Raw genomic sequence first — 13191 nt, 5'->3', positions numbered from 1 at the left:
TCCGCCCGCATCTTGCGTGTGCGAATCAAGAAATGTCGTCACCATGTCAGCGAACCGGACGCGGCATGTTTAATCCGAATTGCGCGATCAATTCCCGTTGTAACTCGTTGGTGCCGCCGCCGAAGGTGAGCAGCGTTGCCGCCCGCGTTTCATATTCCAGCTCGCCAAGCAACATTGCCGCTGCAGAATCCGCCCGCACCAGTCCGCCGGCGCCGACGATTTCAGTCAATTTGCGCAAAATTTCGATCACGCTCTCGGACCCGTAGACCTTGGTGGTAGATGCCAGCGCCACGTCCATGCTGCCGGCTTCGAGGTCGGCAGCGATACGGAAGTTAATCAAGCGCATCGCTTCCAGGCGGGCATAACATTCCGCCAATGCGCGACGCACCCAAGGCTGATCGACCGCACGGCAACCGTTTTCGTCACGTGCCTTAGCCCAATTCAGCACGCGGCAATATGGGCCGAACACTTTGTCCGACCAGGAGCCGAGACCGAGTCGCTCATGGTTGAGTTGTGCGGTGATCAGCTTCCAGCCGCCATGCAGTTCCCCCACCAGCATGTCGGCCGGCACTTCAACCTCGTCGTAGTAAGTGGCCGCAGTTGTATTGCCGACTGTCGGTATCAACGTATGCGAAAAGCCAGCTGATTTAGTATCGACAATCAACAGCGAAACGCCCTTGTGGCGCGGCAAATCCACACTGGTGCGGGCTGCCAGCCAAACAAAATCGGCAGCCTCGACGCCCGACGTCCATAACTTGTTGCCATTGACAATGAAACGTCCATCCTCCAGCCGCGCCTGGGTGGTCAGGGACGCCAGGTCCGATCCGGCATTCGGCTCAGAATAGCCAATCGAAAAAATAGTCTCTCCTGCTGCCATGCCCGGCAAGAATTTCTGCTTCTGCGCGGCAGTGCCATGCGCCATCAATGCCGGCCCGACGGTGCTGATAGTCACGAATGGCAGTGGCGCACCGGCGATATTCGCTTCTTCGAAGAAGATCAGCTGTTCGGTCGCGGCATAGCCTTCGCCGCCATGTTCCTTTGGCCAGCCGACAGCCAGCCAGCCATCGCGCCCCATCTGGCGAATTACCCGGCGAAAATCGTCGCCGCCCTCGGCGCCACGCAAGCGCAGCCGCAGTTCGGGCGTCATCAATTCATTGAAGTAGTCGCGCACCCGTAGGCGCAACCGGTGTTGATCAGGGGTCAGATCTACAAACATCGTTGCTCCTTGATTGATCAGGCATCGCCCAGGACCAGGCCGCTGGTAGGCACCCCGGTACCGGCGGTGACCAGCACGTTGTGCACGTCAGCTACCTGGTTGACGGCGCTGCCGCGAACTTGCCGAACGCCTTCGGCGATACCGTTCATGCCATGAATGTAGGCTTCGCCCAGTTGTCCGCCGTGCGTATTGATCGGCAGAGAGCCGCCGCGTGCGTGCTGGCCGGAACGAATGAAATCCTTCGCCTCGCCGCGCTTGACGAAACCGAACTCTTCGAGCTGCGACATGACGAACGGCGTGAAATGGTCATAGATCACGGCGGTCTGAATGTCGGACGGGGTGAGGCCGCTTTGCTCCCACAACTGGCGCGCCACCAGGCCCATTTCCGGCAGACCGGTGATGTCGTCACGATAGAACGAAGTCATGATCTGCTGACCGCCGCTGGTGCCCTGTGCCGCACCCTTGATAATCACCGGCTTTTGCTTCAGGTCACGACCACGCTCGACCGAGGTGATCACCATTGCCACCGCGCCGTCAGACTCTTGACAGCAGTCCAGCAGGCGCAACGGTTCGCAGATCCAGCGCGAAGCCTGATGCTCCTCGAGTGTGATTGGCTTGCCGTAGAAGAAGGCATTCGGATTGGTGGCGGCAAAGTCGCGTACTGCCACCGAGATGCGACCGAAATCCTCGCTGGTGGCGCCGTAGGTATGCATATAGCGCCGCGCAAACATGCCGACCCAGGCCGCCGGCGTATGCAGGCCGTGGGGCATGTACCAGCCGTAGTTGACGTTTTCAAAAATCGGCGTCGATGCAAAGCCGTAACTGCCGCTGCCGAAGCGATACCAGGAACGCTCGTTCATCGCCCGATAGACAACCACCGTCTTCGCCACACCGGTGGCAACCGCCATTGCCGCGTGCATCACCGGGGCGCAAGCGGCGCCGCCGCCATGCGGAATCTGCGAAAAGAACTTGATATCCGGCGCACCCAACAGACGGGCTATTTCATACTCAGGGACCTTGTCGACGGAATAAGAACAAAAGCCGTCAACCTCGCGCGGATCGATACCGGCATCCGCCAGCGCCTGCAGCGTGGCCTCCATTGCTAGTCGCAGCTCGGTACGGCCGGAATTTTTGGAAAACTCGGTAGCGCCAAGGCCGACAATGGCCGCGCGTCCGGAAAGGGAATTATTTGACATGATATAGACTCCTTGATGCGCCGCTTCAGGGCAGTTGCACGCGCACCGTGCCGGTGACGTGGTTACCCATCGAATTCTTGCCCTGCAGAGTCAACTCGACGCTGCGATCTTCGAGCCTTTTCTCGCTCACCCGAGCGCTGAAGGTGATGGTGTCGCCGGGATAATTGGGGGCCCCCAGCTTGATCCTGACGGACTTCAAGATGCTTTCCGGACCGGACCAGCTCTCGACAAAACGCTGCACCAGGCCGTTTGTGGTGAGAATATTCATGAAGATGTGGGGCGAGCCCAGCGCGCGCGCTGCATCGCGGTCGTGATGACCGGGAAAGTAGTCCCGCGTGGCGATCGCGCCGCCGGCAACCAACGCCACGGTGATCGGGATGGCCAGTGTCGTTAATTCGTCGCCGGACTGCACATCGTCAAACTGTTTCGTCTTCTGGGAGGTCATATTTCCAGCCTAAAGTGTTATGGTCAGCAAGCCAGTCGCCCAGCTTTGCAAGATTTTGTTCGGCTCCGCCGAGCGCGACAGCAAGCGCACGACTCCAATACAGAAAGCGATGAATATGGAAGCTGGTATCAACCCCGATGCCGCCATGCACATGCTGCGTCGCATGACCGACACGGTGTCCGGTCTCGCAGGCCAGATAGCGCGTGGCCCAGGCCTGCGGCAATGCGCCCTGCCCGGCATCAAGCCGGTAGACCAGCTGCCACAGCGAACTGCGCAAGGCTTCCACGGCGATGTGGCTATCCGCCATTTGACCGGCGACCAGTTGGAATGACCCGATCACCCGACCGAACTGCTTGCGTTCGCTGACGTATTCGACTGTGCGGGTCATCTGCTGCACCGTCACGCCAAGTTGCAGCGCCGCCAGACAGGCAATCGCACGCGGCTCCAGCCAGTCGAGGGCAGGTTCAGCTAACAGGACTTCGCCACCAATCCGCACCGCGTCGAAGACCAGGTCGGCTACTGCCAAATGGTGTTGAGTCGTGCCTTCTACCCGCTTGATCGCAACGTTTTGCAAGTCCACCAGCATCAAGCGCGATCCGCCTTCCAGATCGACGCCGAGCAAAGCCCATGCTGCCTGCGCAGCCAAAGGCACTGCTGCGGCACAACCGCTGATTCGGAATCCATCGCCCTCGCGCACTGCCCGCAACGCAGGCCCGTGCGCAGCAACCAGACCGCTCAATGACACTGTCAGCAGGCGTTCTCCCGCAAGTCCCTCGGCAGCCACTGCCGCACGGCAGGCCGGCACACCGTGCCGTAGCACAGTTGCCAGTCCCAGCTGGTGTTCCCAAAGCGGCACCAGCGCCAACGCACGTCCCTGCTGCTCTAGCACGGTGAGCAACTCAGTCATGCCTAGCTCAAGACCGCCATCCGCCTCGGGCAGCACGATGCTGTGCAAACCGCTCGCCACGCAGTGCTTCCAGAGCTCTTGCATGAAGGGCAGTCCGGAAGCATCGAATGCGCGCAGTTGTTCATCACTGCAGTAATCGGCAAACAGTGCTTGCGCGGTATCGGAAAATGCCCGCTGGTCTTCGCTCAATTGAAAATTCATCGTCGCTCCTTCACGCAGTCAGTGGCCGGAACAGCGGCAGTACCAAGTCATCGTCAAAGGTATGGAATTCGACCTGCACCTTTTGCCCGATTTTGACTTCGTCGGGCTTGACGCCTACCAGTTGGGAGACCAGACGCGTGCCTTCCTCCAGTTCGATGAGTCCGATCGGATTCGGATGATCGAATGGCGGCACTTCCGGATAGTGCATGACCACGAACGAATACACGGTGCCTCGCCCTGAAGCTTCTAGCGTGTCCCATTCGAATGCATGGCACGTCGGACATACCGGGCCCGGCGGATGACGCAGCGTGCTGCAGCACTTGCAGCGCTGGATCAGCAACTTGCCCTGACGCGCCCCTTCCCAGAAGAATCGCGTGTCGTCGCTGACCCCCGGTACCGGGCGCCTGGCTTTCGGCTTCTCCGCTGCAGCCTCCTTGACTTCGGCCGGTTTGCCGGCGTTGGCGGGACGGAACTTGAAAACGCGGAACAGCAACTGTCCGACTTTTTCGTCGCCCTCGGGACGCTGCGAAAAATACGTCATCACCAGCGTGACAAAAAAACCTGTCCCTAGTCCAGTGGTCTTTTCTTCGCCTATCGCATCGAGACGCGTGGTGTAGTACAGTTTTTCACCGGCATTCAGATAGCGATCAAACTCCAGATCGGAATTCACCGCCACCACGGCCGGATAGCCGTGCGCCTCGATCAGCGTCAATGCTTCATAGGGATTCTCGGTGGTCGAACCGGGCGGGTAATTGTTCATGTTCAGCCCTTCCATGCACCAGACCTGCAGCATGGTCGGTGGCACCACCAACGCGCCGTGCACCGAAGCCGCGGCGCTCGTCGCATCGGTGTACACCGGATTCGTCACCCCCATCACCTCGCACCACTGCCTGGCCATAGGCCCATTGACCGGGTCCCAGCTATAGACGCGCCCGTATTCCTTTCCTACCAGAGCACGGATGTCTTTCATCCAATCATGTTCAACCAAGACATTCCTCCTTAAAATCGCATCGCGTGAATCTGACCCTGTTCAGGATCAGGGTTTTTCCGAATTTGCCGCGCCGAGAAAAGCCGGCTTTTCGCCCCCGCCGTGCAACAGTAAATTGCTTCCACTCATATAGGCAGCCTGCGACGACGCCGCAAACAGACAGGCGTTTGCGATATCGGCCGGCTCAGCCATCCGGCCTGCCGGGATGGTTGCGCCAACTGCGGCAATGCCGGCTGCATCGCCGTAATGCAACTGCGACTGTTCGGTGCGGACCAGGCCGGGACTGACTGCCACTACCCGCACCTTCGGTGCCCATTCGACGGCTAGTGATGACACCAGGCTGAGTACCGCAGCTTTTGCAGCACCGTAAGCAGCTGTGCCAGGCGAAGGCCGTAGCGCACTGATGCTGCCGATAAACACAATCACCCCGCCTTCGGCTTGCTGCTGCATCACCGCATTCGCAGCCTGCGCAAGGTTCAGCGGTGCCAGCAAATTGAGGCGGATCACGCCTTCATGAAAGCGTGGCGACACCGTTGCCGCATCGACCGCAGGGCTACCGCCCGCATTGTTGATCAGCACATCGAGCCGGCCATGACGTTCGGAAATCTCCGTCATCAGCTGCGTCACCGCTGCAACATCCCGGACATCGCATGGCATGAATTCTGCCTGCCGCCCTGCGACCGCAGGCAGCGCATCGGGCGCATTGCGTGCACACACAATCACCGTTGCGCCTGCAGCGAGGAAGCCTTCGGCAATGCCGCGACCGATACCCTTGGTACCGCCGGTCACTAGCACCAGACGATTCTTGTAATCACTTGTATGGTTCATGCTGTCGTATTCTCTTGTCGTGTTCTTTCTTGCCCAGATTCATAATTTATAAGAACGGCTGCAGCGTTAATACGTCCATTAGGACGATGCTGCTATATGGGCCGACGGCGATCATGGCCATATTGCGTTGACCGATGTGTATGAAACTGCGGCCAACCGTATGCGCAATACCTGTCATTTCTTTAAGTTACTTAGAGGACCAAGCACGTGGCTGAAGCTTTGATACCGGAAATCCTTATCCAATATCCAGAAGAAGGCGTGGCGCTTATTTTGCTGAATCGGCCCGATGCCACGAATGCGCTGAGCCTGACTTTGCAGGCGCAACTTGCAGACGCCTTCACAACAGTCTCGAACGATCCTGCTGTCAGGGCTATCGTGCTGACCGGGGGTGACAAGGTATTTGCCGCTGGCGGCGACATCAAGAGCATGTCGGACGCTGGCCCGATCGACATCATGCAGCGCCACACTGAGCGGGTCTGGGCGCCGATCGAGCGCTGCCCCAAACCGGTGATTGCTGCCGTGTGCGGCTATGCCTATGGCGGCGGCAGCGAATTGGCGATGCATTGCGACATTATTATTGCGGGCGCAAATGCCAGCTTCGCCCAACCCGAGATCCGGATCGGCATCATGCCTGGCATCGGAGGCACCCAGCGCCTGGTACGGGCAGTCGGAAAATTCAATGCGATGCGCATCTTGCTCACCGGCCGGCCTATCAGCGCGCAAGAGGCGTTGACGATGGGTCTGGCCAGTCTCGTCGTGCTCGATGAGGAGGTACTGCCGGAAGCATTGAAAATGGCGCGCACGATCGCTGCGATGCCGCCGTTGGCAGCAATGCAGATCAAGGAGGTCGTACTGGCCGGCATGGACGCTTCACTGGAAGCGGCATTGATGCTCGAACGGAAAGCCAATCAATTGCTATTCGCGACCCGCGACCAAAAGGAAGGCATGCAAGCCTTTATTGAGAAACGCAAGCCGAAGTACGAGGGGCGTTAGTTCGCGCTCTTCGACGGGAAAAAGGGGTTTTTGTTTTTACTGTCCGCAACGCCAACGATGAGTTCGTCAAATAGGTCCGAGGCCCTACAAATCCTCATGACCACGTGTAAATGGATCAAATGTCCCGGGATAAACGGCTTTAACCATCATCGCTCGCAGTGATTGAATGTCCCCTTTCGGGGACTCGGAAAAAAATGCCCCTTTATGAGAGGCCGTTGACCAACTCCGGTACCATTTCGAACAGATCGCCCTCCAGGCCATAATCGGCCACGCTGAAAATCGGCGCTTCAGGATCCTTATTGATCGCCACAATCACTTTGGCATCTTTCATCCCGGCCAGATGCTGGATAGCACCGCTGATGCCGCAGGCAATATACAGTTGCGGCGCCACGATCTTGCCGGTCTGGCCAACCTGCCAATCATTCGGCGCATAGCCGGCATCCACCGCCGCCCGGCTGGCGCCGAGGGCGGCGCCGAGCTTGTCGGCTAGCGGCGTGAGCACCTGGTTGAAATGCTCGCTGCTGCCCAAGGCACGGCCGCCGGAGACGATGATCTTGGCCGCAGTCAGTTCGGGGCGGTCGCTGCTGGCGATTTCGCTCGACTCAAAACGCGACTTGCCGCTGTCTCCAACTGCCGTAACGGTTTCCACGGCAGCGTCGGCAGCGCCAGCTGGCGCTGCATCGAATGCCGTCGTACGCACGGTAATCACCTTTATCGGATCCATGCTGTGCACCGTGGCGATCGCATTACCGGCATAGATAGGGCGGGCGAATGTGTCCGGGCTGTCAATCCTGATGATGTCCGAAATCTGTCCGACATCGAGTTTGGCCGCTACGCGTGGCGCAACATTCTTGCCCGAGGCGGTCGCTGGAAACAGGATGTGACTGTATTCTGCGGCCACAGCCAACACCTGCGCCGCGACATTCTCGGCCAGGCCGTGGGCGAAGGCTTCTGCATCGGCGTGCAGTACCTTGGCAACACCGGCAATCCTGGCTGCTGCCGCTGCAGCAGCGGCAGCGTTCGCGCCAACTACCAGAACATGCACTTCGCCACCGCACCGGGTGGCCGCGGTGACCGTATTCAGCGTCACCGCCTTGATCGAATGATGGTCGTGTTCGGCTACGACCAGCGCCTTGACAAGTGTCGTCATCTCAAATTACCTTTGCATCGTTCTTGAGTTTGGAAATCAGCGTCGCCACGTCCGGGACCTTGATGCCGGCGCTGCGCTTTGCCGGCTCGGACAGCTTCAGCGTTTTGATGCGCGCTGCGACATCCACGCCGAGAGCCGCGGGCGTGACGACGTCCAGCGGTTTCTTCTTGGCTTTCATGATGTTCGGCAACGTGACATAACGCGGTTCATTGAGGCGTAGGTCCGTGGTAATCACGGCCGGCAATGTCAGTTTAATGGTTTCAAGGCCGCCGTCGACTTCACGGGTGACGCGGGCCGTTTTTTTCCCGTCATCCTCTATCACTTCCAACTTACTGGCAAACGTCGCTTGCGGCAGATCGGCTAATGCCGCCAGCATCTGGCCGGTCTGGTTGCAATCGTCGTCTATCGCTTGCTTGCCAAGGATGACGAGGTCGGGTTGTTCCTTGTCGAGCAGCGCCTTGAGCAGTTTGGCCACTGCCAGCGGCTGCAATTCGGCGTCGCTTTCCACCAGAATGGCGCGGTCTGCGCCGAGCGCCAGCGCGGAACGAAGCGTTTCCTGGCACTGTGCAACGCCGCAGGAAACAACGATCACTTCCGTCGCCACGCCCCGCTCTTTCAGACGCACTGCTTCTTCCACCGCTATCTCGTCAAACGGGTTCATGCTCATCTTGACGTTGGCGAGATCCATGCCGCTGCCGTCGGACTTGACCCGAACCTTCACGTTGTAGTCGACCACCCGCTTAACTGGGACCAAAATTTTCATGTTGAGTGACTCCGATTCCATCAAAAATTGAAATAATCGAAACTTGCCTGCGCGACAAGTCCCAAATGTATGCATTGAGGAAAATGGTAAATCCCCACAACGCGAGCGGCATCGTCCGTTCGGATAGGGATATCTACTGCAGACAGCACGAAAATATCGTTCAAACAGAGTATGCGCATCGGCTACACCTCAGGTCCAATAGATCGGACTAATAAACCTACAGAAATAACCGGAGAATTCATGGCAACGTCTAAAGAGTATCGACTTGGAGAATTTACTTTCCCGCGCGGCTGGTTCATGATCGCCGACGCAGAAGAACTCAATACTCACAAGCCGCTGGCGGTGCGCTTTTTCGGCAAGGATTTCGCCTTGTATCGAGGCCGCGCTACCGGCAAGATCGTGTTGCTGGATGCGTATTGCCCTCACATGAAAACGCACCTGGCGGCACCCAACAACACGTCCTACGTCGTCATTGACGGCGGCGGCAGCAATGTCGATGGCGATAGCATCCGTTGTCCCTATCATGGCTGGCGCTTCGGCCCTGACGGTAAGTGCGACGACATTCCGTACCACCAAGGGCCGATCCCGGCAACCGCCTGCGTCAAGTCATGGACTGTAGTCGAGAACATGGGCGCGATCTGGGTCTGGCACGATCCCGAAGGCGGCGAACCTGAGTGGCAACATCCATCGTTGCCGCAGTGGGAGGATCCATCCTGGGTTCACTGGAAGTTCGACCACCTTGGTATGTTGCAGCAACATCCGCAGGAAGTGATCGACAACATTTGCGACTATGGCCACCTTAGCCCTATCCACGGCTCCACGGTCGAAAAATACGAAAATGAATTCCTCGCCCACACCGCCACGCAACGGCAGTGCGGACCGCACCGGACATTGGTCGGTAGCGAAGGTGCCAGCCCCATCTTGCATACCGACACCACCTATCACGGACCGGGTGTGCTGATTTCCTATCTGACCGGTTTCCTTGAGTCTATTTTATTGATCACCCACACCCCGGTAGACGACGGCACAATCAAGGTCTGGCACGCATTGCTGGTCAAGTCACCGGGCAACAATGCGCAGGTAACAGTGGCCGACACGGTGGCTGCCCGCCAGTTCCAGGAGTCCAGTCGACTGGCCTTCATGCAGGATTTTGAGGTCTGGATGAACAAGGGAGCATGCCTGAACGGATTGTTCCTGCCCAGCGATGGCCCGTTCATGAAGGCGCGCATCTGGTACAAGCAGTTCTACAACCCGCGCGCGCAAAAAAATGCGTTTTGGGAACAGTGCGACGGCGTATATGTGCCTCGTGGCGCGGTTCCATACACCGCCGCGGAATAGCTACCTGATGCGGCCATCACTTTCGCCCCAGCGTCATGGTGCGCCCAGGATTTGGCCCCGACGCTGGCTCAGCGCGCAATCCCAGGCAACAGCTTCATTCGCTTGAACCGAGCTGCACCACACTGTTCAAAAAGATGCGGACCAACTCCGTTTGTCGCCGCACCCCTGTCTTGGAGAAAATTGAACGCAGATGGGCGCGCGCCGTATTGCGACGGATGTTCAAAAACTCGGACGCCTCATCCAGCGACAATCCGTTCGCAAGCTGGATTGCCAGGGCCGTTTCGGCCGGTGTCAACTGGAACAATTGCTGCGTCAGCCGCATCGGTGGTTGCGACTTGATCTCAGGGTCGCGCAGGAATACGGCCACGCATGGCCGATGCTTCCCCTCTGTCCACTGATCGGGTGAGATCGACTGCATCACCAGCCCCCAGGCAGCCTGGCCTGAGGTTCGGTTGACCGACATAGCCTCAACCAATGTCACTTGCGATGATGTCTTCTGGCTTAACACCTTCTGTATCAGTTGCTGCAGCTTCCGGTTATCGGCTGAGTAGACCGCTCCGAGCCGGTTGGCGGAAACCGTGATGCCGTCGCCGAGTTTCAGAATGGCATTGGCCATCGTATTGGATTCGATAACCCGGCCGTTCTCGTCCAGCAAGATCACCCCGACCATCAGTTGTCCCATCGCATTTCTGTAAAGGGAGTGCACTTGTCGGTTTTGATTGATCGAAGCATGAAAGTTCAGCGCGCGCTGCAAATGGGGCAGCAAACGCTCACATAGCCCGAGATCGGACGGCGAGAACGCCGGATCCGCTTCCGTCCGGGTGACCCGAAAACCGTAAACTCCACCATCCTTCACAGTGATGTCAACCGCCATGACATGATAGACATCATGCGGCTTACACCAAACGCGATAATACTCGGAGGCATGCCAGTCGTCCGGTGAAATGATGTCGCTATTGGTCACCACCTTGCCTGGCCTCAGACCTGAAAACGGGCTTGTAGCAAGATGACTGCTATCTGGTTCGAACACGCGCTTTTCGCCCGCAGCCGAAACAATAAAACCCAAATCATGCGTAGTCCCCTGACGCACGATAAGGGAAACAAAATTGGCAGAAAACTCGTTACGGACTTCCTCCAGGAAACTGGACCAGGCCGCAGGTTCCTGTGCTGCTTCATAGATGAATCCGACCAAATGACTGAAACGGTCAATAGAGATCGATATAGGCCGTTGGTTGGAATCGCTCACACTCATATTTGGGCTAGAGCCTGGATCACTTTTAATGTTCATTAGTACTTACGCAATAATGGTACTTTTTACAGAAAATCCAACTAATACTCTTACACGGCGATACATCAACTCTCATCGCTGAAAATACTATTGAATCAGGCAAAGGTTAGTCATTTCCGATTTTATCCTATCGTTCGTTTTGAATGGGTATCCGGGCAAATTTTGTCGAACGCTCCAGCGCTTCTTAATAAAGCACTTCGAACAAGCCGGCCGCACCCATGCCACCACCTATGCACATGCTAACGACGACATATTTTACGCCGCGGCGGCGCCCTTCGAGCAGGGCATGCCCAACCAGTCGCGCTCCGGACATCCCGAATGGATGCCCGATGGAAATGGCACCGCCATTAACGTTGAGGCGATCATCGGTGATACCGAGCTGATCGCGGCTGTATACGACCTGGCAGGCAAAGGCTTCATTGATTTCCCACAGACCTATATCAGACACCGTCAGCCCGTGACGTTTCAGCAGCTTCGGGATCGCAAATACCGGGCCGATACCCATTTCATCCGCTTTGCAACCAGCGACCGCAAGTCCGCGATAGGCACCCAGCGGCTGCAGGCCGCGACGCCGTGCTTCGGCCCCGCTCATCAGTACCGACACGGATGCGCCATCGGACAATTGCGAGGCATTGCCGGCAGTGATACAACGGCCCTCCGCCACCCACTGCCCATTTTTCCACACCGGCTTGAGGCTCGCCAGACTCTCCAGCGTGGTCTCTGGACGATTGCCCTCGTCTTGCTGCAATGTCAGCGTCTCGCTGCCACTGACATTACCTTCTTTATCGAATAGCTGACGCGTGCTGGTAAGCGGCACGATCTCGTCGGCGAACAGCCCGGCTTTCTGCGCTGCCGCGGTGCGCTGCTGACTGCGCAGTGCGTATTCATCCTGCGCCGCGCGCGCAATACCGTAACGTTCGGAGACGATCTCGGCGGTTTCTATCATCTGAATGTATGCGGTGGGCGCGGCCTCCAGCACCGCCTTCGACTGCGCGCGGTGGCTGTTTTTGTATTTGTTCTGCACCAGCGAAATCGACTCCAGCCCTCCCGCCACGGCGACCGTGTATTCGCCTGTCATAATGCCCTTCGCCGCTGTCGCGATGCTAACCAGGCCGGACGCGCACATGCGGTCGATTGCCATGCCTCCCACGCTGTCGGGCAAGCCCGCGGTGTAGCAGCTAAGCCGCCCAAGGTTATAACCTTGGCTGCCCTGCTGTGCGGCAATGCCGAGAATGACGTCGTCAACCTCGTTGCCATCCACTCCAGCCTTGGCCAACGCGGAGCGGATCACATGACCACCGAGTACGGGCGCTTCGGTGTCGTTGAAAGCGCCGCGATAAGCCCTGCCTATCGGTGTGCGGGCGGTGGAAACAATGACAGCTTCATTCATGACGATGTTCCTTCTTTGATAATTTTAATTAATTGAAAAACAGGCGGCTGATGGTATCGACCACACAGCCCGGGCGCTCAGAACCCTCGATTTCGACCGTTATGCGCACCGTCACCTGTACGCCGCCGCCAATCTCTTCGGCGCACACCACTTCGCCGCGACCACGCAGGCGGGAATCAACCTTGACAGCGGCCGGGAAACGCACCTTGTCACAACCATAATTGACGCCCATTTTCAAGCGGTCATAGGAAATCAGCTGGGGTAAAAAAAGATTCGTGAGAGATAACGTCAGGTAGCCATGCGCCACGCAGACACCGAACGGCCCATCCCTGGCGCGCACCGGGTCGACATGAATCCACTGCTGGTCGCCGGTGGCTGCGGCAAACTGGTTGATGCGTTCCTGCGTTACGGTGAGCCAGTCGGTCACACCGAGATCGCGGCCTACGGCCGCCAACACTGAGGCGTTTGAATCGAGTTGGTTGGTCATG

13 protein-coding genes and 1 pseudogene are annotated in these 13191 nt (G+C 58.0%); 2 read left to right on the top strand and 12 right to left on the bottom strand.

The window, feature by feature from the left end; genetic code table 11:
* Positions 1–46: 46 nt before the first annotated feature.
* Genes AC3CHX_RS05470 through AC3CHX_RS05445 form a run of 6 tightly spaced genes read right to left on the bottom strand, consistent with a single transcriptional unit; the run spans position 47 to position 5781 of the window.
* Positions 47–1216 carry an acyl-CoA dehydrogenase family protein gene (locus AC3CHX_RS05470; protein WP_488643076.1) on the bottom strand — a complete coding sequence of 390 codons (1170 nt, stop codon included), beginning with the start codon at positions 1214–1216 and terminating at the stop codon, positions 47–49.
* A 17-nt stretch (positions 1217–1233) separates the two neighbouring features.
* A complete protein-coding gene (locus AC3CHX_RS05465; RefSeq protein WP_488643075.1) occupies positions 1234–2412 on the bottom strand; it encodes a lipid-transfer protein in 1179 nt (392 codons plus the stop codon).
* 25 nt (positions 2413–2437) lie between these two features.
* Entirely contained in the window at positions 2438–2857 is a 420-nt protein-coding gene (locus tag AC3CHX_RS05460) for a MaoC family dehydratase (RefSeq protein WP_488643074.1), read from the bottom strand.
* Complete coding sequence (locus AC3CHX_RS05455; protein ID WP_488643073.1) at positions 2829–3965, bottom strand: acyl-CoA dehydrogenase family protein; 1137 nt, start codon at positions 3963–3965, stop codon at positions 2829–2831. Before AC3CHX_RS05455 ends, AC3CHX_RS05460 begins: the two co-directional genes overlap by 29 nt.
* Before the next feature lie 10 nt (positions 3966–3975).
* Positions 3976–4953: a bifunctional MaoC family dehydratase N-terminal/OB-fold nucleic acid binding domain-containing protein gene (locus AC3CHX_RS05450; RefSeq protein ID WP_488643072.1), complete on the bottom strand. Its 978-nt coding sequence runs from the start codon at positions 4951–4953 to the stop codon at positions 3976–3978.
* Positions 4954–5001: 48 nt separating this feature from the next.
* Complete coding sequence (locus tag AC3CHX_RS05445; RefSeq protein ID WP_488643071.1) at positions 5002–5781, bottom strand: SDR family oxidoreductase; 780 nt, start codon at positions 5779–5781, stop codon at positions 5002–5004.
* Positions 5782–5988: 207 nt separating this feature from the next.
* Between AC3CHX_RS05445 and AC3CHX_RS05440 the strand changes: the two genes are divergently transcribed.
* Positions 5989–6774: an enoyl-CoA hydratase gene (locus tag AC3CHX_RS05440; protein ID WP_488643070.1), complete on the top strand. Its 786-nt coding sequence runs from the start codon at positions 5989–5991 to the stop codon at positions 6772–6774.
* A 17-nt stretch (positions 6775–6791) separates the two neighbouring features.
* Here AC3CHX_RS05440 and AC3CHX_RS05435 read toward each other — a convergent pair.
* The 3 genes and pseudogenes from AC3CHX_RS05435 to AC3CHX_RS05425 form a co-directional block, all read right to left on the bottom strand.
* Positions 6792–6921: pseudogene (locus AC3CHX_RS05435) on the bottom strand (adenylyltransferase/cytidyltransferase family protein); the annotation flags it as partial.
* A gap of 55 nt (positions 6922–6976) precedes the next feature.
* Positions 6977–7924 carry an electron transfer flavoprotein subunit alpha/FixB family protein gene (locus AC3CHX_RS05430; protein ID WP_488643069.1) on the bottom strand — a complete coding sequence of 316 codons (948 nt, stop codon included), beginning with the start codon at positions 7922–7924 and terminating at the stop codon, positions 6977–6979.
* Position 7925: 1 nt separating this feature from the next.
* On the bottom strand, positions 7926–8687 hold the full coding sequence (locus AC3CHX_RS05425) for an electron transfer flavoprotein subunit beta/FixA family protein (RefSeq protein WP_488643068.1): 762 nt from the start codon (positions 8685–8687) through the stop codon (positions 7926–7928).
* A gap of 240 nt (positions 8688–8927) precedes the next feature.
* On the opposite strand from AC3CHX_RS05425, the gene AC3CHX_RS05420 reads away from it, so the two are divergent.
* Complete coding sequence (locus AC3CHX_RS05420; protein WP_488643067.1) at positions 8928–10025, top strand: aromatic ring-hydroxylating dioxygenase subunit alpha; 1098 nt, start codon at positions 8928–8930, stop codon at positions 10023–10025.
* Between the two features lie 94 nt (positions 10026–10119).
* Here AC3CHX_RS05420 and AC3CHX_RS05415 read toward each other — a convergent pair whose 3' ends face one another.
* The 3 genes from AC3CHX_RS05415 to AC3CHX_RS05405 all read right to left on the bottom strand — a co-directional run bounded on the left by AC3CHX_RS05415 (position 10120) and on the right by AC3CHX_RS05405 (position 13190).
* A complete protein-coding gene (locus AC3CHX_RS05415) occupies positions 10120–11313 on the bottom strand; it encodes a helix-turn-helix transcriptional regulator (RefSeq protein ID WP_488643066.1) in 1194 nt (397 codons plus the stop codon).
* A 184-nt stretch (positions 11314–11497) separates the two neighbouring features.
* Positions 11498–12703 carry an acetyl-CoA C-acyltransferase gene (locus tag AC3CHX_RS05410; protein ID WP_488643065.1) on the bottom strand — a complete coding sequence of 402 codons (1206 nt, stop codon included), beginning with the start codon at positions 12701–12703 and terminating at the stop codon, positions 11498–11500.
* 28 nt (positions 12704–12731) lie between these two features.
* Positions 12732–13190, bottom strand: coding sequence for a MaoC family dehydratase (locus tag AC3CHX_RS05405; RefSeq protein ID WP_488643064.1), 459 nt, complete (start codon positions 13188–13190; stop codon positions 12732–12734).
* Position 13191 lies beyond the last annotated feature (1 nt).

The organism is Glaciimonas sp. OK215 (assembly GCF_057787885.1).
This window is presented reverse-complemented; position numbering and strand designations above follow the sequence as displayed.

Coding starts and splice junctions, on each gene's coding strand:
- AC3CHX_RS05470 (WP_488643076.1), bottom strand. CDS start 1,216: ATGTTTGTAGATCTGACCCCTGATCAACACCGGTTGCGCCTACGGGTG.
- AC3CHX_RS05465 (WP_488643075.1), bottom strand. CDS start 2,412: ATGTCAAATAATTCCCTTTCCGGACGCGCGGCCATTGTCGGCCTTGGC.
- AC3CHX_RS05460 (WP_488643074.1), bottom strand. CDS start 2,857: ATGACCTCCCAGAAGACGAAACAGTTTGACGATGTGCAGTCCGGCGAC.
- AC3CHX_RS05455 (WP_488643073.1), bottom strand. CDS start 3,965: ATGAATTTTCAATTGAGCGAAGACCAGCGGGCATTTTCCGATACCGCG.
- AC3CHX_RS05445 (WP_488643071.1), bottom strand. CDS start 5,781: ATGAACCATACAAGTGATTACAAGAATCGTCTGGTGCTAGTGACCGGC.
- AC3CHX_RS05430 (WP_488643069.1), bottom strand. CDS start 7,924: ATGACGACACTTGTCAAGGCGCTGGTCGTAGCCGAACACGACCATCAT.
- AC3CHX_RS05425 (WP_488643068.1), bottom strand. CDS start 8,687: ATGAAAATTTTGGTCCCAGTTAAGCGGGTGGTCGACTACAACGTGAAG.
- AC3CHX_RS05420 (WP_488643067.1), top strand. CDS start 8,928: ATGGCAACGTCTAAAGAGTATCGACTTGGAGAATTTACTTTCCCGCGC.
- AC3CHX_RS05415 (WP_488643066.1), bottom strand. CDS start 11,313: ATGAACATTAAAAGTGATCCAGGCTCTAGCCCAAATATGAGTGTGAGC.
- AC3CHX_RS05410 (WP_488643065.1), bottom strand. CDS start 12,703: ATGAATGAAGCTGTCATTGTTTCCACCGCCCGCACACCGATAGGCAGG.
- AC3CHX_RS05405 (WP_488643064.1), bottom strand. CDS start 13,190: ATGACCAACCAACTCGATTCAAACGCCTCAGTGTTGGCGGCCGTAGGC.